Annotated in this window: 17 protein-coding genes and 1 riboswitch; of the genes, 4 read left to right on the forward strand and 13 right to left on the reverse strand. The window is 61.0% G+C overall.

Annotated features, from left to right (window positions below):
* Nucleotide 1 precedes the first annotated feature (1 nt).
* On the forward strand, nt 2–277 hold the full coding sequence (locus tag HU743_RS05250) for a peptidylprolyl isomerase (RefSeq protein ID WP_007912322.1): 276 nt from the start codon (nt 2–4) through the stop codon (nt 275–277).
* A gap of 70 nt (nt 278–347) precedes the next feature.
* Here HU743_RS05250 and HU743_RS05255 read toward each other — a convergent pair whose 3' ends face one another.
* The 8 genes from HU743_RS05255 to HU743_RS05290 all read right to left on the reverse strand — a co-directional run bounded on the left by HU743_RS05255 (nt 348) and on the right by HU743_RS05290 (nt 7,021).
* A complete protein-coding gene (locus HU743_RS05255) occupies nt 348–1,280 on the reverse strand; it encodes a sugar kinase (RefSeq protein WP_186647377.1) in 933 nt (310 codons plus the stop codon).
* A 135-nt stretch (nt 1,281–1,415) separates the two neighbouring features.
* Nucleotides 1,416–2,630, reverse strand: coding sequence for an amino acid deaminase (locus HU743_RS05260; protein ID WP_186647379.1), 1,215 nt, complete (start codon nt 2,628–2,630; stop codon nt 1,416–1,418).
* Between the two features lie 38 nt (nt 2,631–2,668).
* Nucleotides 2,669–3,433: an IclR family transcriptional regulator gene (locus HU743_RS05265; protein ID WP_186546413.1), complete on the reverse strand. Its 765-nt coding sequence runs from the start codon at nt 3,431–3,433 to the stop codon at nt 2,669–2,671.
* Between the two features lie 144 nt (nt 3,434–3,577).
* Entirely contained in the window at nt 3,578–3,967 is a 390-nt protein-coding gene (locus tag HU743_RS05270) for a RidA family protein (protein WP_186546414.1), read from the reverse strand.
* A 31-nt stretch (nt 3,968–3,998) separates the two neighbouring features.
* Nucleotides 3,999–4,790 (reverse strand): amino acid ABC transporter ATP-binding protein, encoded by a 792-nt coding sequence (locus HU743_RS05275; protein WP_186647380.1) that lies wholly within the window; start codon nt 4,788–4,790, stop codon nt 3,999–4,001.
* The gene (locus HU743_RS05280) at nt 4,787–5,449 is read right to left on the reverse strand and encodes an amino acid ABC transporter permease (protein WP_186546416.1); all 663 of its coding nucleotides are present in this window, start codon (nt 5,447–5,449) and stop codon (nt 4,787–4,789) included. Before HU743_RS05280 ends, HU743_RS05275 begins: the two co-directional genes overlap by 4 nt.
* A 9-nt stretch (nt 5,450–5,458) precedes the next feature.
* Nucleotides 5,459–6,121 carry an amino acid ABC transporter permease gene (locus tag HU743_RS05285; RefSeq protein ID WP_186546417.1) on the reverse strand — a complete coding sequence of 221 codons (663 nt, stop codon included), beginning with the start codon at nt 6,119–6,121 and terminating at the stop codon, nt 5,459–5,461.
* A 51-nt stretch (nt 6,122–6,172) separates the two neighbouring features.
* Nucleotides 6,173–7,021 (reverse strand): transporter substrate-binding domain-containing protein, encoded by an 849-nt coding sequence (locus HU743_RS05290; RefSeq protein ID WP_186647383.1) that lies wholly within the window; start codon nt 7,019–7,021, stop codon nt 6,173–6,175.
* 416 nt (nt 7,022–7,437) lie between these two features.
* Here HU743_RS05290 and HU743_RS05295 point away from each other — a divergent pair, with 416 nt between their 5' ends.
* From HU743_RS05295 to HU743_RS05305, 3 genes are all read left to right on the forward strand, one after another.
* Nucleotides 7,438–7,842 (forward strand): hypothetical protein, encoded by a 405-nt coding sequence (locus HU743_RS05295; RefSeq protein ID WP_186647385.1) that lies wholly within the window; start codon nt 7,438–7,440, stop codon nt 7,840–7,842.
* 89 nt (nt 7,843–7,931) lie between these two features.
* On the forward strand, nt 7,932–8,363 hold the full coding sequence (locus HU743_RS05300) for a thioredoxin family protein (RefSeq protein ID WP_186647387.1): 432 nt from the start codon (nt 7,932–7,934) through the stop codon (nt 8,361–8,363).
* Nucleotides 8,364–8,497: 134 nt separating this feature from the next.
* Entirely contained in the window at nt 8,498–9,571 is a 1,074-nt protein-coding gene (locus HU743_RS05305; protein WP_186647389.1) for a GGDEF domain-containing protein, read from the forward strand.
* Nucleotides 9,572–9,870: 299 nt separating this feature from the next.
* On the opposite strand, the gene HU743_RS05310 is transcribed toward HU743_RS05305, so the two are convergent.
* From HU743_RS05310 to cobW, 5 genes are all read right to left on the reverse strand, one after another.
* Nucleotides 9,871–11,430, reverse strand: coding sequence for a TerC family protein (locus HU743_RS05310; protein WP_186647391.1), 1,560 nt, complete (start codon nt 11,428–11,430; stop codon nt 9,871–9,873).
* Nucleotides 11,431–11,765: 335 nt separating this feature from the next.
* The gene (locus HU743_RS05315) at nt 11,766–12,410 is read right to left on the reverse strand and encodes a VWA domain-containing protein (RefSeq protein WP_186647393.1); all 645 of its coding nucleotides are present in this window, start codon (nt 12,408–12,410) and stop codon (nt 11,766–11,768) included.
* A gap of 20 nt (nt 12,411–12,430) precedes the next feature.
* Nucleotides 12,431–13,438, reverse strand: coding sequence for an ATP-binding protein (locus HU743_RS05320; RefSeq protein WP_186647395.1), 1,008 nt, complete (start codon nt 13,436–13,438; stop codon nt 12,431–12,433).
* Nucleotides 13,439–13,578: 140 nt separating this feature from the next.
* Nucleotides 13,579–17,427: a cobaltochelatase subunit CobN gene (gene cobN / locus HU743_RS05325; protein WP_186647397.1), complete on the reverse strand. Its 3,849-nt coding sequence runs from the start codon at nt 17,425–17,427 to the stop codon at nt 13,579–13,581.
* A gap of 3 nt (nt 17,428–17,430) precedes the next feature.
* On the reverse strand, nt 17,431–18,501 hold the full coding sequence (gene cobW / locus HU743_RS05330; protein ID WP_238351690.1) for a cobalamin biosynthesis protein CobW: 1,071 nt from the start codon (nt 18,499–18,501) through the stop codon (nt 17,431–17,433).
* 100 nt (nt 18,502–18,601) lie between these two features.
* A riboswitch (cobalamin riboswitch) is annotated at nt 18,602–18,815 on the reverse strand.
* Nucleotides 18,816–18,943: the final 128 nt, after the last annotated feature.

The raw sequence follows: 18,943 nt of genomic DNA on the forward strand, positions 1-18,943 counted from the left end.
GATGAAAGCTCAAGCCCGCCACATTCTGGTGAAAACCGCCGAAGAGGCTGAACAACTCAAACAGCGCATTGCCAAGGGCGAAGCGTTCGACGTGCTGGCGAAGAAATTTTCCACTTGCCCGTCCGGCAAACGCGGCGGCGATCTTGGCGAGGTACGCCCGGGACAGATGGTGGGCGCGATCGACGCGGTGATTTTCAAAAAACCGCTGCGCACGGTGCATGGACCGATCAAGAGCAAGTTTGGCTATCACCTGGTGCAGGTGTTTTACCGGGATTGACTGGTTGGCTTTCGGGCCTCTTCGCGAGCAAGCCCGCGAACCGATTGCGCAGCAAGCGGCCATGCACTGTTTACTGGGGAATCAGCGCGCCAGGTACTTGAATCACCCGACTGGCCAGTTCATGTCCTGCTTGCGCCGCCTCCGCCGGGCTGCCGCCGAGCAAACGACTGGCCAGATACGCCGCACTGAACGAATCCCCCGCTGCCGTGGTGTCGACGACTTTGGCAACTTTCTGCGCCGGCACTTCAAACGCTTCGCCCTCACATCGAATCAAACACGCCTCGGCGCCACGCTTGAGGACCACCTCCGGTGTGCCGATCTGCGCGTAAGCCTCGAACAGCGCCGCGCAATCGCTGAACCCGAACAGCGCCTGCTCGTCGTCCACGGTCAATAACGCAAGATCGATATGAGGCAAGACGCTGCGATAGGCCGCGCGCGCCTCTTCAGGCGAGGCCCACAAACGTGGCCGATAGTTGTTGTCGAAGACGATCCGCGCATCGCGCTGCCGGGCGTCGATCAGCACCTGGATCAGCCGCTCCCGGCCTTGGGCGCCAAGCACGGCCAAGGTGATGCCGCTGAAATACAGCACGTCGTAATCCGGCAACGCGGCCAGAATCGGTTCGGCGGCAGGCGTGGTGAAGCAATCGCGTACCGCCGCTTCATTGCGCCAATAGAGGAAGCGGCGCTCGCCGCTGGCGTCAGTCTGGATGCAGTACAGGCCGGGCAAACGACCCGGCAGGCGCTGCACTTGTTGGAGGCCGATGCCTTCCTCGACCCACTGCCGGCACATGGCGTCGCTGAAGCTGTCGTCGCCCAGCGCAGTCACGTAGTCGACCTGCGCCTTGTCGCCCATGGCGCGGGACAGGTAGACCGCCGTGTTCAAGGTGTCGCCACCGAAGCTTTGCTGCAGGCTGCCGTCGGCGCGCTGCTGCAACTCGATCATGCATTCACCGATCAGGGCGATGCGTGGGGTGTTCGGGCCCAGGGGGCTTAAGGTGTTCATTCTTGGTGGTGTCTCTGTTGATTCAATGGTGTCAGGGCGGACGCCTTCGCGAGCAGGCTCGCTCCTACATTTGAAATGCGTTTTCTGTGGGAGCGAGCCCGCTCGCGAATAGCCGCCGCGACGCAATCTCAGGCTTTAGAAACAAGTCTCCATGCGCTCGACCACCGACAACTGCTCATCCACCAACAACCCCACCCGCCATTTGTCGAAGGTCAGGCACGGATGGGACGTCCCGAAGGAGATGATGTCACCCACGCGCAATTCCACCCCCGGCGCGATCGTCATGAACGCGTGCTGGTCCATCACTGCCGTGACCTTGCACGCACCGACGTCATCGCCCATTGCAGGTACGACACCCGCCTTGTAGCGCAGCAACGGCACCGGCAAACCGGCATCGAATGCCACGTCACGCTTGCCCAGGGCAATCACCGCAAAGCCCGGCTCCGGCAACGATTGCACGTGAGCCCAGACCTCCAGCGCCGGGCGCAAACCCTCGTGCAGATCGCTACGCCGATCCAGCACGCAGCACTGCGCTTCTTTGTAGATGCCGTGGTCGTGCGCCACGTAACTGCCCGGACGCAACACGCTGAGGAAGCGTCCGCTGGCGTTCTGCTCTTCGAAGGATTCAGCGATCAAGTCGTACCACGCCGAGCCCGACGCGGTGATGATCGGCTTGGCGATGGCGAAAGCGCCGCTGTCCTGCAACTGCACGGCAAGACGCACCAGCGAGGCGGCAAACGCTCGGATCCCGCTGACCGCCTGATCGCCATGGATCACCCCTTCGTAACCCTCAATGCCGGTCAGGGCCAGCGCCGGTTGTGCGTCGATGGCTTTTGCCAGCTCAATGACTTCCTGCTCGCTGCGGCAACCGCAACGCCCGCCGACCACGCCGTACTCGATCATCACGTTGAGCCTGACCCCACGCGAAGCGAAATAAGCGCCAAGGTCGGCGACGTTGTCCGGGTGATCGACCATGCAATAGAAATCGAAGTCCGCATCGGCCAGCAGGTCGGCAATCAGCGCCATGTTTGGTGTACCGACCAGCTGATTGGCCATCAGCACGCGGCGCACGCCATGGGCGTAAGCGGCGCGGGTCTGGGTGGCGCTGGCGAGGGTAATGCCCCACGCGCCGGCGTCGAGTTGACGCTTGAACAGCGCCGGCGTCATGCTGGTTTTGCCGTGGGGCGCCAGTTGCGCGCCGCTGCCACTGACAAACGTCTGCATCCAGCGAATATTGTGCTCCAGCGCATCGCGGTGCAGCACCAGCGCGGGCAGGCTGACGTCACGCGTCAACTGCGCGCCGATGGCGGCGTCACCTTTTTCTACTGCAGAGTTGATGGCAGTGGTCATGGTCGAATCCTCACAGTCGCGGCCGCAGGCAGCCGCGGTTATTCGTTGATACGCCGGGCGAGGCTATTGGCGCTGTCGATCAGCACCCGGCGATAGTCGTTGTAATTGTTCTTCGCATCGGCGCGCGGGGCGACGATGCACAGGGTGCAGATGGCCACGCCCTGCGCATCTTTGACGGGCGCGGCGAAGCAATGGGTGAAGGTGTCGGCAACACTGTCGAAGGAGAAAAAGCCGTCGCTGCCGGCCTGACGGATCTCCGCCAGAAAACGTTCCAGTGGCAAGCGCTCGCCGTCGGGCAGGATGTAATCGTCCTCATCGATCAGGTCGATGATCTGCTGATCGCTCAAATGCGCCAGCAGCAAACGGCCCGACGCCGTCCACGGAATCGGCGCGTTTTCGCCAATGTCGGAAGAGATGCGAAAATGCCGCTCGCCCTCCTTCATCAACGCCACCGTGTATTTACGACCGTTGAGCAGGCACATCTGCGCGGTTTCACGGGTCTGGCTGACGATCTCCTGCAAGGCATGATCGGCCTCACGGCTGAGGTCGAAATGACGCAGATGCGCCTGCCCCAGGAAGTACAACTGCCGGCCCAGATAGACATGGCCGTCCTTGCCCACCGGCTCGAGAATCCGCCGCTCCAGCAACGAGGCGACCAGTTCGTAGACCGTGGATTTCGGGCTGCCGATGCCGTTGGCGATGTCGTTGGGGCGCAAGGGCTGGCCGATCTCCTTGAGAAAATCGAGGATATCGAACGCCCGGTCCAGACCGCGTGCCCGGCGCTTGATGGTGTCTTCGGTCATTTCTTCAGTTCCCAATAAAAGTGCCGGGAGTTTACCGAGAGTCCCGTGTCGACAGTTAGACCGCCATCGCGAGCAGGCTCACTCCTACAGTTGAAATGCGTTCTCCTGTAGGAGTGAGCCTGCTCGCGATAGCGTCACCTCCGTTCACATCTTCTTTTTGTAGGCAATGCAGTCGATTTCAACCTTGCAATCGACCATCATGCTCGCCTGCACACAGGCCCGCGCCGGGGCGTGTTCGGGTTTGAAATACTCGGCGAACACCTTGTTGAAGCTGGAAAAATCCCGCGGATCGTCCAGCCAAACTCCGGCACGCACGACGTCTTCCAGGCCATAACCGGCCTCTTCGAGAATCGCGATCAGGTTCTTCATGGTCTGGTGGGTCTGCTCGACGATACCGCCAACGATGATCTCGCCATCCACGGCGGGCACCTGACCGGACACGTGCAGCCAGCCATCCGCTTCAACAGCGCGGGCGAATGGGCGAGGCTGGCCACCGGCGGCAGTGCTGCCGGTGCCGTAACGCGTAATGCTCATGGGTATTTCTCCTGATTGCAAAAGTGCAGATTCAAAACCGCGTGCTTTTGAGAAACTCAGCCAGACGCGGCGATTGCGGGCGTTCGAACAGTTCCTTGGGAGGCCCCTGCTCTTCGATCCGCCCCTGATTCATGAAAACGATCTTGTCCGAGACCTCGAACGCAAAACGCATCTCGTGGGTGACCAGCAACATGGTCATGCCGTCTTCGGCAAGACCCTTGATGACGTTGAGTACTTCGCCGACCAGTTCCGGGTCGAGGGCTGAGGTGACTTCGTCGAACAGCATCAGACTCGGGTTCATCGCGATCGCCCGGGCAATTGCCACGCGCTGTTGCTGACCGCCGGACAACTGACCGGGAAAGTGATTGCGCCGTTCCAGCAGGCCCACCCGTTCCAGCCATTTTTCCGCGAGCACAACAGCTTCGTCCTTGTGCATTTTCTTCACCTTGAGCAAGCCCAGGGTGACGTTCTGCAACGCGGTCAGGTGCGGAAACAGGTTGAATTGCTGGAACGCCATGCCGGTCATCGCACGATGGCGAGCGATGACTTTTTCGCCATGGCGCACGCGTTTGCCGTTGATCTCGTCATAGCCGATGGACTCGCCGTCGAGCAGGATCTGCCCGCCCTGGAATTCTTCGAGCATGTTCACGCAGCGCAGCAGCGTGGTCTTGCCCGAACCGCTGGAGCCAATCAGCGTGACGACGTTACCGCGCTGCATGCTCAGGTCGACGCCCTTGAGCACTTCCACCGCGCCGTACTGTTTGTGCAGGCCGCGGATATCCAGCAACGCCTGATGCTTTGGGGAAACTTGAGCTTGAGTCATGGCAGGGCCACCCGCTTTTCAATGTGCCGGCCGAGTAATTCGATGCCGTAGTTGATGACGAAGAACAGAAAACCGGCGAACAGGTAGAACTCCAGGGTCATGAAGTTCCGCGCGATGACCTGTTGGCTGCTGAGCAACAACTCAGCGACACCGATCACCGAGAGCAAGGTCGAGGCCTTGACGATTTCGGTGGATGAGTTGACCCAGGTCGGCAGGATTTGCCGCAATGCCTGAGGCAACAGGACGTAGCCGAGGGACTGGTAGAAGGTCAGACCGATGGCTTGGCTCGCTTCCATCTGCCCGCGCGGCAAGGCTTGCAACGCACCACGAACAATTTCCGCAACGTGCGAGCCACAGAACAGCGTCAGGCCCAACGCACCAGCCTGAAATGCACCGATCTGCCAGCCCAGCGCCGGGGCCATATAGAAGCAAGCCAGCACCAGCACAAACACCGGTGTGCCGCGAATCAGATCAACGTAAACGCGAAACGGCGCGCGCATCCAGAACTTACCGTAAGTCAGCACCAGGCCGGCGACCACACCGAGCATCGTGCCAAGCACAATGGCCAGCGCCGAAACCTGCACGCTGGTCAAAAAGCCCTGCCACAGCGGCTCGCGCGCCACCCATAATTCATGCAACCAACTGGGAGATTCGTACATCGCAGCCTCCTATCGGCGGATCGCCAGACGCTGCTCGAGAAAACGCAGCGCCATGGCAATGAGGTAACAGGCCGCGACATACAACGCCGTGGTAACCAGCCAGGTTTCGATCACCCGGTAGCTCTCGACGTTGATCTTGCGCGCGTAATAGGTCAGCTCCGGCACCGCAATCGCGGCGGCCAGCGAGGTGTCCTTGAACAGCGAGATGAAGTTGTTCGACAGCGCCGGCAGAACATTGCGCAACATCACCGGCACGGTGATGTAGGCCTTGACCTGCCATTCACCGAGTCCGATGGCCAGCCCTGCTTCGCGCTGTCCCTTGGGAATGCTCAGCAAGCCGCCACGGAACACTTCGGTCAGGTACGCCCCGGCGTATAACGACAGCGTGATAATGAACGAAGGAATCTTGTCCAGCCGGATGCCCAGACCTGGCAAGGCGAAGTAGATCAACAGAATCAACACCAGAATCGGCGTGTTACGAATCACCGTGACGTACACCGAGGCCAGCACCCGCAAGGCGCGATGCTTCGACAGCAAGGCAAACGCCATCAGCAGGCCGATCACGCAGCCGATGGCGATCGACAACAGTGCCAGTTGCAGGCCCAGACCGAGCCCCGCCAGCAAGGTGTCGAAATCGCGCCACACGGCGGCAAAGTTCAACTGATAATTCATGGTCAGCAGTACCTTGAGCGGGGCGATGTGACTCGCCCCACTCTCACGGGATCATTTGAATTCGACAGGGAAACCGATGGCAGGCGACGGCAGATCGACGCCAAACCATTGCTTGAAGGACGCCGCGTAAGCCGGGAACTCAACGCCAGTCATGGCCTCATGCAGCGCGGTGTTGACGAAGTTCAGCCAATCCTGATCGCCTCGTTTGACGGCGCAGGCGTAGGTCTGCGGACTCCACGCGTAAGTCGGGCTACGGTAGCGGCCAGGGTTCTGCACCATCAGGTATTTGACCGACGACTGATCGGTGGCGGCGGCATCGGCGCGGCCAGAGTTCACTGCCTGGTACATCAGATCGACGCTGTCGTACTGATCGACCTTGGCTTTGGGCAGTGCCTGGTGCACCAGTTCTTCGGCGTATACGTTCTGCAGCACCGCAACGGTAACGTCATCACCTCCCGCTTGCAGGTCTTCGATTTCCTTGTACTTGCTGTTGTTCGGCAACAACAGACCAACACCTTCGCGGTAGTACGGCAGCGTGAAGGCGACTTGCTGTGCGCGGCTGGCAGTGACGGTGATGAACTGGCAACTCATGTCGACCTTGTCGGTCAGCAAATTGGGAATGCGCGCATCGGACGACTGCACCACGAACTCGACTTTGCTCGGGTCGTTGAACAACCCTTTTGCCACCATCCTGGCGATGTCGATATCAAAACCCTGCAACTTGCCGTCCGTGCCCTGAAAGTGCCACGGCGCATTGGTGCTGCCAGTGCCGACGATCAATTTGCCACGGGCCAGGACACTGTCGAGCTTGCTGTCAGCGGCCTGGGCCAGGCCTGTGACCGAGGAAGCAGCGGCAAGTACGAAAACACACGCTTTGAACAACGAAGGACGGTGATGCATGGCGAGCACTCCAGGTGGTGTTTATTCCGCTATACCGGAACACGGTTTGTTACTACGGAATAGACAGCAGAAAGTGTGCCATAGCATCAGCGCAAAAGGCGAAGTGGTCTGAAAGGTAATTTTTTCAATGCGTTAGCTGACGGATCGCATCCGATCACAACTTGGGTCGAGAAAGATCTTCGCTACCGCTTACTGATCTTTGGGAAGTAACGTCACATTCGAGAGCACGCCGTGAGTCCTTTTGAGGCGAGCGCTTACAGATGATGAATCGATTTGCACGGATGACCGTTTATCGGATTCGTATCTCTACCTGTCAGAGTTGACAGTTGTGAGCGGCGAGTTCCGCTGGCCAACTAGCTCTGCCCTTGCGGGCGCGGTCGACCTCACTTGCAACTTTCTCGATAAGGACTTTTGAAATGGCAAATCTAATCAAGAACGGTGACTTTTCTGAGCAAGGCGCACATTGGACTGTGCCCGATCCAGCTTACGTAAAGTTTGTGACCGGTCACTGCATCGTTGCGACTCCGCATTCCATTAGTCAGGAGGTTCTCACTGGAGAGGGTGGAGGCGGGACATTTATGTTGTCGGCAAGAATGAAAACGCTGGGCGGTTTTGCGGGCCGCATTACCGTGCAACCACTTCCGACTGGCAAACCGGTTTACCTGAATGTCGCAGGTGGTCAGGACTGGGTCGTCAGTTCCGAGAAGTTTATTGCTCAGATTTCGACGTTGAAATTCATGGTCACTTTGGAATCCAACGACGGCACTTTCGATGAGTTTGGCTCTTACTTCGGCGACGTGACTCTGTCGAAGCTGCTCTGAAGCATGGGTGCCAAAGCGAGTTGCCAATAGGTGGTAACTCGTTTTTCCGCAACCGCGTTACCGTTTTGCTTCGAAGAAAGGATTATCCGATGAGTTCCAGAGCACCTGTCGCTGCCATGCCAGAAACTTACCGCAAAGCCCTGAAAACCTGGCGCCCGGTCATCCTGTATTTCGCCAACGAACACTGCCCCGCCTGCGAATGGGCGGGGCCGATATTTCGGCAGATTGCCGAGCCTTACCGACTGCGCGCCAATGTCTACATGCTCAACACCAGCCAATCGCCCAGACACCCGAGCGTGACAGGCACACCTACGGTGCTGCTCTACAAGGACGGCAGGTTGGTCAAAAAGCTCAAAGGCATCGGCACCGAGGAAACCCTCGCCAGGGATTTCGCCTGGCACGTCGGCAAGACCAAGGCCCCGGCGGCGCCACGCAAACGCAGGCATGACCTGGTTTGGTTGCGTCAGACGCTTCGTGCCTTGCGCACCGTCCCGCGCTCGCGCCACCGGGTTTTGCGCTGACCTCCACGCCGCAACTCCACCGGAGCGGGATTGGACAACCCGTTATCTGACTGCTTTGCTGTTGAGCGAATACGTTGTGCTCCCGCCCTCACGTTCGGGCGGTTGCCAGGATTGGCGCAGACAGCAGGAAGAGCATGTTCGAGACCATTGAAGCGCAAGCGTTGAAGCAAACCGCCTCGACCGAGTTGAGAGCGGAATTTCTTCAACGTGAGTTTGAGCGACTCAAACCGTTCAGCCTGTTGATTTACGCGGTCAGCATTTTCATGTGGCTGCTGTTTGATCTGATCGTGAGCTTTCTTGGCGGCCAGGGCTTCACATGGCGCTCGGTGGTGTTTCTCGCCGGTTTTGCGCTGCTGACGGTGATTCTCGCGTTTACGCGCAAGGTCAGCCATTTCGATGTGCTGACCCTGCTGCTGGTCCTTGGTCTGACAGTTGGCGTGCGAATGGTCGTCGACGGTCTTGCGCCTGCATCGCACAGTTTATGGCTGGTGCTTGCGGCGGCCAGCATGCTGTACAGCGTGTCGGTACTGCCGCTCAGGCGCTGGGCGTTCTTTGCGGTGCAAGTTGTCATCTGGGTGATCCTTAACCCGTTCCTCGACACCACGACTCAAATCACCGAACTGCGCGGCGTTCTGACCGCCTGCTACAGCGTGTTTCTCTGTGCGCTGACGGTGTATACGTTTGTGAAATTTCGCGAGGCCAAGCTCAACAACTACCTCATGTCAAGGCTGCTGCTCGATCAGGCCTACAACGACCCGCTGACACAGATTCCCAACCGCCGCTCGTTCATGACCCATGCGCAACAGCGTTTGCAAGCGAGTCCGCGTGAGCACGACCACTACCTGATGATGATCGACATCGACAATTTCAAGAAAGTGAACGACACCTACGGGCATGACATCGGTGACGAGGTACTCATGCGTGTCGCTGCCGATATCAAGGCTGTGATGGTGGCGTTCGACTATGCGCGCCTGGGCGGCGAAGAGTTTGCGATTTATCTGGCCGGCGTACGGCGCGAGGATGTGGAAAGGCTTGCCACCGAACTGTGCCGACTGGTGCGCGAACAGCCCACCCGACATCCCGTCACGATCAGCATCGGCATTGCCCGGGTGAACGATGGTGATTCGTTGAATCAGGCCCTGGTCAAGGCGGATGCAGCGCTGTATGAGTCAAAGCATACGGGGAAGGATCGGTTCACCTTCCAGTAGCAAACGCAGCGTTCAAACAAATTCACCGCCTGACCTGACGCCTTCGTGAGCAAGCTCACTCCCACAGGGCCTGAGGTGTCCGCGGGACTCAAGGCAACCCACAAGACCCATGTAGGAGTGAGCCTGCTCGCGAAAGCGGTCAGTCAGCTACAAATGAATTACCTGACCCGCCGCCTTCGTGAGCAAGCTCACTCCCACAGGGCCTGGGGCGTTCGCGGGACTCAAGGCAACCCACAAAAGCCATTGTGGGAGCGAGCCTGCTCGCGATTCGCCGGGTCATGGACAAATCCACCCAGTCCTCAAGCAGCGTCACGCTCCAGCAATACTCGCGTCACCCGCCGTTCTTCAACCGCTTTGACGGTCAGTTGCCAGCCTTCGTACTCGAGTACGTCGCCGGTCATCGGCAAACGATCCAGCAGACTCATCACCAACCCGGCCATGGTTTGATAGTCCTCGGTCGGCTCGGCGCCGAAGCCGGTGCGTTGGCGCACGCGGGCCAAGGGCAGCGCGCCGCTGACGAGGAACCCGCCGCGCTCTTCGACCACGTCCGGACCTTCGATTTCGCTGGCATCGGGTAATTCGCCGGCAATCGATTCGAGGATATCGGTCATGGTCAGCACGCCGACAAAATCACCGAACTCGTTGACCACAAAAGCAATGTGGGTCGAGGCCGCGCGCATCTGCTCCAGAGCATTGAGAATCGAGTAGCTGTCGAGCAGGTTGATGGTCTTGCGCGCCAAGTGCTCAAGGCTCGGCTCGTTACCGGCCAGGTATTCCTTGAGCAGTTCCTTCTTGTGCACAAAACCCAACGGCTCGTCCACGGCGCCGTCACGAAATAACGGCAGCCGCGAGTAGGACGAATGCATCAGTTTCGTGCGAATCGCCTCGGCATCAGCAGCCAGATCAATCGCATCGACGTCGGCGCGCACGGTCATCAGGTTGCGAATCGGCCGTTCGGCCAGTTGCAACACGCCGCTGATCATCACCCGTTCGCGGCGGTCGAACAGCTCGGCCACCGGCGCCTCACCGTTGTCGAGCAGGTCGGAGATTTCCTCGCCGACCTCCTCCACCGCCAGCTTGCGGCCACCGAGCAAGCGCATCACCGCGTGGGCGGTGCGCTCACGCAGCGGACGCATGCCCTGCATCGAACGCTTGCGCCGCGCCCGGGCGATCTGGTTGAACACTTCGATCAGAATCGAAAAACCGATGGCGGCATACAGATAGCCTTTCGGGATGTGGAAGCCCAGGCCTTCGGCCGTCAGGGCAAAACCGATCATCATCAGAAAGCCCAGGCACAGCATGATCACCGTCGGATGCGCATTGACGAAACGGGTCAGCGGCTTGCTGGCAACGATCATCAGGCCAATGGAGACGATGACCGCGATCATCATCACCGCCAGCTCGTCGACCATGCCCACCGCGGTGATGACCGCGTCGAGGGAAAACACGGCGTCGAGCACGACGATCTGCGCCACGATCGGCCAGAACAACGCATAAGCGGTGTTGCTCGAACGCTCGCCGACATGACCTTCAAGGCGTTCGTGCAATTCCATGGTGGCCTTGAACAACAGAAACACACCACCGAACAGCATGATCAGGTCGCGGCCGGAGAAGCTCTTGTCGAACACCTCGAACAACGGCTGCGTGAGCGTGACCAGCCAGGAAATGCTCGCCAGCAGGCCCAGGCGCATGATCAGCGCCAGTGACAGACCGATGATGCGCGCACGGTCACGCTGATGCGGCGGCAGTTTGTCTGCCAGAATCGCGATGAACACCAGGTTGTCGATACCCAGCACCAGTTCCAGCACGATCAGAGTCAACAAGCCCAGCCAGGCCGTGGGATCCGCTAACCATTCCATAAAACGTCTCGATCTCTCTTCAGTGAATTCAGAATGCCAGACACGGCAAAGCGCAACGCGAAGGCTCAAGAGCCGCGTTATCAACCATAGTCGGGAGTCGGAAAACCGGATGCTGCGAATGGATCAAGACCGCGCGAAGGCGCGCTGGAGAGTGCTGACTGGGAGGCTCCGAGAGGGTGTTCATGCAAATCCTGAATGAAAAATGGCCTTGGAGCGTACAAGCTCAAGGCACACTTTCCCCAGCGGCAAATCATTTCAAAATCTGTATAAGCAGTTGAGGTCGAGAATTTTCAGTGAGCAGGCTCACTCCCACAGGGTTTAAGCGGCGCGGGTAATCAGCGTAAATCCAGCTCATCGATATGCTGATATTGCGCTTGCAGCGCGGTCGCCAGATCCTGCGCCCGGCCCAGGCGAATCGGCCCACGCTCGATATCGATCAGCAATCCCGGGCACGCCAGTACAGGCAATCCCGACAGCGCTTTCAAGCGACCATCGGTCACGATCAGGCAGCGCTGCAGTTCGGCGGGACAGCGCTTGCGCCGCATCGCCAGCCATTGCTGCGCCTGCCCCAACGCCGCGAGCAACGGCGTGCCGCCGCCGGCGCCCAGGCCGTCGAGCCAGACGCGCAAGCCACTGGAGGCTTTCAGGCCTTGCACTTGCCATTTCGGTGTCGCACCACTGGCGGTCAACAAGGCCAGCCGCGCCCGCTGCCGATAGGCATCGTCGAACAATTGCGCGAGCAAGCCTTTGGCGTCGCTCAAGGCCTGATGGCGACGAGTCGAAGCCGAGGCGTCGACAATCACCAGCCACAGCTCCTGCGCCGAACGGGTCCGCATGTGCAGCAGCAGATCGTCGCGCGTCTGCGGTCGCCCGTTGAGCAGTGTGCCCGGCCAGTTGACCCGGCCGCTCACAGCAGCATGACGTTTACCCTGGCGGCCGTTGCTCAGCCGACCGGCGCGGGGTCTGGCATCCGCCCCCACGTCGGATCGGGGGCGAATGCCTAGGGCTTTTTTGCCGGTGGCCAGCTCGGCACTTCGCGGCGCGCTCCGGTGGCCAGCGCGGGCGCCGGCATGTCACCCCATAGCCCCTGCCCTTCGCTCGGCGCGGCGGGCGTTTCGGCCGGTGACGGTGCCGGTGGCTGAGGACTCGACGCCGCTTGCTCGCGACGCCGATGGCGCAGGGCGAACTCGGCGACGGCGTCGATATCGTCCGCGCCTATGACGTCAGCCCCACGCCATGCTGCGTGCGCGCGAGCAGCGCGCAACCACACCAGATCAGCGCGCAAGCCATCGACGCCAGCGGCGAAACAGCGCTCGGTAATCAGCGCCAATGCCGCATCGTCCAGAGGTATGTCTGTCAACCGCTTGCGGGCGGTTTCGCAGCGCGTGCGCAAGGCTTGTTGCTGGCTTTCCCACTGCGCGCAGAACGCTTGCGGATCGTGATCGAAATCCAGCCGGCGGCGGATGATCTGCCCGCGCTCGGTGGGCGCCGTGTGGCCACTGAGCGCAACGTTCAAGCCGAAACGGTCCAGCAGTTGTGGGCGTAGTTCGCCCTCTTCCGGGTTCATCGTGCCGATCAGCATGAACTTCGCCGAATGTCGATGGGAGATGCCGTCACGCTCGATCAGGTTGGTGCCGCTGGCGGCGACGTCGAGCAGCAGGTCGACCAAGTGATCGGGCAGCAGGTTGACCTCATCAACGTACAACACGCCGCCGTCAGCCTTGGCCAGCACGCCGGGGGAAAACTGCGCTCGGCCCTCGCTCAAAGCGGCGTCGAGGTCGAGGGTGCCGACCAGGCGCTCTTCGGTTGCGCCCAGCGGCAAGGTGACGAACTGCCCACTGGCCAGCAGATCGGCCAGGCCCCGGGCCAGCGTCGACTTGGCCATGCCGCGCGGTCCCTCGATCAACACACCGCCGATTTTTGGATCGATGGCGGTCAGGCACAGGGCGAGTTTCAGCTCATCGGCACCGACCACGGCGGAAAGCGGGAAATGCGGGGTGTCGGTCATTGTCATTACTCGGTCATGGTCGGTGAATTGCTCAACTGTAGGAGCGAGCCTGCTCGCGATGGCGGTGTGTCAGTTAACTCGTTGTAAGCTGATGTGACGCTATCGCGAGCAGGCGAAGGCCTACAGGGGATCGCAGTGGGTCAGGTGTCTTCTTCTATATCCAGCAGGAGGTTTTCCAGCGCTTCTTTGTAAGCCCCCGGCGCCTGCCACATCCCGCGTTGCTGCGCTTCGAGCATGCGCTCAGTCATATCCCGCAGCGCATGCGGATTGTGTTCACGAACAAAATCCCGGGTGGCCGGGTCCAGCAAATACGCATCCGCCAGCAGCGCGTACTGATGATCGTCGATCAGTTGCGTGGTCGCATCAAATGCAAACAGGTTGTCGACAGTCGCGGCCAGTTCGAACGCGCCTTTATAGCCGTGACGCTTGACCCCGTCCATCCATTTCGGGTTCGCCGCCCGTGAGCGAATCACCCGGTTCAGCTCCTCCTTCAAAGTGCGGATTTTTGGCAGATCCGGCTGACTGTGATCGCCGTGATAACTGCTCGCCGCCTCGCCGCGCAGGGTTTCTACCGCCGCGAGCATGCCGCCCTGAAACTGGTAATAGTCGTTGGAGTCCAGCAAGTCGTGCTCGCGATTGTCCTGATTTTGCAGCACCGCTTGTACCTGGCTCAGGCGCTGGCTGAACTGCTCGCGGGCGGCGGTGCCTTCGTCGGAACCGCCGTAGGCGTAGGCGCCCCAGTTCAGATAGACCTCGGCGAGATCCTCGCGGGTCTGCCACAAACGGCCGTCGATGGCGCCCTGCACGCCCGCGCCGTAGGCACCGGGTTTGGCGCCGAAAATTCGCCAGCCGGCCTGGCGCCGTGCGGTGTCCTCGTCGACGCCCGATTGCAATAAGGCTTCACGTTCAGCGCGCACCCTGGCGGCCAGCGGGTTCAAGTCGTCCGGCTCATCGAGTGCGGCAACCGCTTGCACAGCGGCGTCGAACAGGCGGATCAAATTGGCAAACGCATCGCGGAAAAACCCGGAGACGCGCAGCGTGACATCGACCCGTGGGCGATCGAGCAGGCTCAGCGGCAGAATCTCGAAATCATCCACGCGCTGACTGCCCGTGGCCCAGACCGGACGCACGCCCATCAACGCCATGGCCTGGGCGATGTCATCGCCGCCGGTACGCATGGTGGCGGTGCCCCAGACTGACAGCCCGAGCTGGCGCAAGTGGTCGCCGTGGTCCTGCAAGTGCCGCTCAAGAATCAGCGTGGCGGACTGAAAACCGATGCGCCACGCGGTGGTGGTCGGCAGGTTGCGCACGTCGACCGAATAAAAATTGCGCCCGGTGGGCAGCACGTCGAGACGACCGCGACTAGGGGCGCCACTGGGGCCGGCCGGGACGAAACGACCGCTCAGGGCGTCGAGCAGACCGCGCATTTCGGCGGGGCCGCAAGCGTCCAGGCGTGGGGCGACGATGTCACGCAGGTGGTCGAGGATTGCATTAACCTCAGCCCAACCCGGTCCCTGTAGGAGTGAGCCTGCTTGCGATAGCGGAGTGTCAGCCAATATTGAGTCAACTGATACACCGCTTTCGCGAGCAAGCCCGCTCCCACACGGGTCGTGCAGTGTCTGTGCGATAAGCTGGGTGCCGAACAATTCAAGGCGTTCGCGAGTGTCGCCGGCGCTACGCCAGACTTCATCGCTGAGGGTTTGCAACTCAATGGGGCGCGGGCCGGTCCACGGATCGGCCAAACCGCAATCCAGCGGGTCGAAGCCCAGCTCGAAAGCCTTGGCGAGCGCGCGCAACAAACTCGACTGCGCGCCCTTGCCGTCGCCACGTGGTATGCGCAGCAGCGCGAGCAAGGTGTCGATGCGCAACCGTCCGCTCGGCGATTCGCCGAAAATGTGCAGACCATCGCGGATCTGCGATTCCTTCAAGTCGCACAAATAGGTGTCCAGACGGGGCAACCAGATCGCCGCGTCAGCGTCGCTGTCCAGTGCTGCATCCAGTTGCAGCTCACGGTCGATTTGCGTGTCACGCACCAGTTGCAGAATGTCGCGTTGCAGCTCACGGGCGCGGCGCGGGTCAAGCAACTGTGCTTCGTAATATTCGTCGGCGAGCAATTCCAGATTGCGCAATGGCCCATAGGTCTCGGCGCGGGTCAGCGGCGGCATCAGGTGGTCGATGATCACCGCCTGCGTACGCCGCTTGGCCTGGGCGCCCTCGCCCGGGTCATTGACGATAAACGGATAGATGTTGGGCAACGGTCCGAGCAGCGCATCCGGCCAGCACTGTTCCGAGAGGCCAACGCCTTTGCCCGGCAGCCATTCGAGGTTGCCATGCTTGCCGACATGGATCAGCGCGTGCGCGTCATAGGCGCTGCGTAACCAGAAATAGAACGCCAGATAACCATGGGGCGGCACCAGATCCGGGTCGTGATACACGGCGCTCGGATCGACCTGATAACCGCGCGCCGGTTGAATGCCGACAAAGGTCAGGCCCAAGCGCAAACCGGCAATCATCATGCGTCCGTCACGACACATCGGATCGTCTTGCGGCGCGCCCCAGCGCTCGACCACCGCAGCGCGATTGGCCGGCGGCAGTGCGTTGAACATCGTCAGGTAATCGTCCATCGCCAGACTTTGCTGGCACGGACGCAGGTCGAGGCTGTCGAGGTCGTTGCTGACACCACCGAGCAACTGCTGAATCAACGCGGTGCCGCTATCGGGCAATTCAGCGGTGATCGGGTAGCCCTCGTCCCGCAACGCACGCAGGATATTCAGCGCCGCCGCCGGCGTATCGAGGCCGACGCCGTTGCCGATGCGGCCGTCGCGAGTCGGGTAGTTGGCAAGAATCAGCGCGACGCGTTTTTCGCCGTTCGGCACTTGGGCCAGATCGATCCAGCGCCGCGCCAGTTCGGCGACAAAATCCATGCGCTCCGGCTGCGCGCGATAGCAGACCACATCCGACTGGCTACGCTCGCTGCGCCAGGCCAGGTCCTTGAAACTGATCGGCCGGCTGATGATGCGCCCGTCCAGTTCCGGCAAGGCAATGTGCATGGCCAGATCGCGCGGCCCCAGGCCCTGCTCGCTGTCGCGCCAGCCCGGCTCGTTGTCCTGCGCGCAGATTGCCTGAATCACCGGGATGTTGCGGCGAAACGGCCGCAGGTGCGGCGCCTCCGGGCTGGACTGAGCGAAACCGGTGGTGTTGAGGATCAGCCGCGCCTCGACGTCGTCCAGCCAGTCTTCGACCACTGCCAGGCAGCCCGGCTCTTTCAGGCTGGCGACGGCGATCGGCAGCGGATTGAGCCCGGCGGCCTGCAAGCGCTGGCAGAAAACATCGATAAATGCGGTGTTGGCCGCCTGCAGGTGCGAGCGGTAGAACAGCACCGCCGCGACCGGTTTTTCAGGCAGCCATTCGGCTTGCCAGTCGCTCAGCGCGGCGGACGTTTTGTCGGGGTGGTAAATCGCCGTGCGCGGCAACGCTTGCGGTTCGGCCCAAGGGTAATCGCGGGCGAGCCAACGGCTGGCCAGACAACGGAAGAAATCCAGCGCATTGCCCATGCCGCCCTGACGCAAGAACTGCCAGAGGCGATCACGATCCACTGCGTCGACGGTACTCAGGTCGCTGAGCTCAGGGTCGGGCCGGTCGTCGCCCGGCACCAGAATCACCTGCACGCCGCGCTCGGACAGTTCAACCAGACGCTCGACACCATAGCGCCAATAGGCGATGCCGCCGTGTAGCGAAATCACAATCACCTTGGCGTGGCGCAGCACCTCGTCGACGTACAGGTCGACCGACGCATGGTTCTGCACCTGCATCGGGTTGGCCAGGCGCAGGCTCGGGTAGTCATCGGGCAGTTGCCGGGCCGCTTCGGCGAGCAGTGCCAGGCTCGAATCGCCGCTGCACAGGATCACCAGGTCGGCGGGGGTTTGTCCAAGGTCGGCGATGTTGTCTTCCGAAACGAAACCGCCGGGCTGGGTCCTGAGCAGGTGCATGGATTAAACGCTGAGTGCGGCGCGCAATTGCGCTTCGAGTTGCACGGCGTCGAGTTGCTGACCGATCAACACCAGACGCGTGGTCCGGGCTTCCCCGGCGCCCCACTGGCGGTCGAAGTGCTTGTCGAAACGCGTCCCGACGCCTTGAATCAGCAGGCGCATCGGTTTGTTCGGGATCGCCGCAAAGCCCTTGACGCGCAGGATGCCGTGCTGCACGACCAATTGGGTCAGCGCGTCGAGCATCAAGCTTTCGTCAGCTTGCGGCAGTTCGATGGAGATCGAGTCGAAGGCGTCGTGATCGTGGTCGTCGTGATCGTCATCGCCGTCGTGGTGGTGATCGTGATGGCTGTGGCGGCTGTCGATGTGTTCTTCGGAGCCGGCGCCGAGGCCGATCAGCACGTCCAGTGGCAGGCGTCCGTTGCTCGCTTCGACGATTTTTACCGCAGGCGGCAGTTCTTCGGCGACTTCCAGGCGTACACGCGCAAGGTCTTCAGGGCTGGTCTGGTCGGCTTTGTTGAGGATGACGAGGTCGGCGCTGGCCAGTTGATCGGCGAACAATTCGTGCAGCGGCGATTCGTGGTCCAGGTTCGGGTCAAGTTTGCGCTGGGCGTCGACCTGATCCGGGAACGCGGCGAAGGTGCCGGCGGCCACGGCCGGGCTGTCGACCACGGTAATCACCGCGTCAACGGTGCAGGCACTGCGGATTTCCGGCCACTGGAACGCTTGCACCAAGGGTTTTGGCAAGGCCAGGCCGGACGTTTCGATGAGGATGTGATCGAGGTCGCCACGGCGCGCCACCAGCTCACGCATCACCGGGAAGAATTCTTCCTGAACGGTGCAGCACAAGCAGCCGTTGGCCAGTTCGTAGACGCGGCCGCTGGCCTCTTCTTCGGTGCAGCCGATGGTGCATTGCTTGAGGATTTCACCGTCGATGCCCAACTCGCCGAACTCATTGACGATCACCGCGATACGACGGCCCTGAGCGTTGTCGAGCATGTGCCGGAGCAAGGTGGTTTTGCCCGAACCGAGGAAGCCGGTGACGATGGTGACGGGGAGTTTGGCCAGTGTTTTCATCGATATGCCCTTTGGCAAGCGGCGGGCATACGGGACGAGAACCGGCAACGCACGCGCGCGCCTGGAGAATTCGCCACCGGATCACCCCGCCCGGTTGAAAGTCAGAAATCTGTGACGAGGCAGGTCTCCTGGCTGACGGTGTTCAGGCCTTGGGCCTGGTATTCGCTGCGCCTTCCCGCTGGCTCCTTGCAAGGGGCCGGCAGTGGCGTGGCAGCGAACAGCACCGTTCACAGTTGCGGGGGCAGCCGCGGCTTTGACCGCGTTCCCTTCTTAGCTTCGGCACGCGCCGAAGAACCTCGAAAGCGCAAGGCTACGCATGCGCGGCAGGCGGGTCAATCTTTGCAATATCATCGCTATATGGACATTAATCTTTCATATATGTATCGAGAACAGATCTCAACTAACACAAAATCTGTAAGTTATCTCTGACATATCAATCGGC

The organism is Pseudomonas sp. SWRI99 (genome assembly GCF_014270125.1).
GTDB classification, from domain to species: domain Bacteria; phylum Pseudomonadota; class Gammaproteobacteria; order Pseudomonadales; family Pseudomonadaceae; genus Aquipseudomonas; species Aquipseudomonas hamedanensis.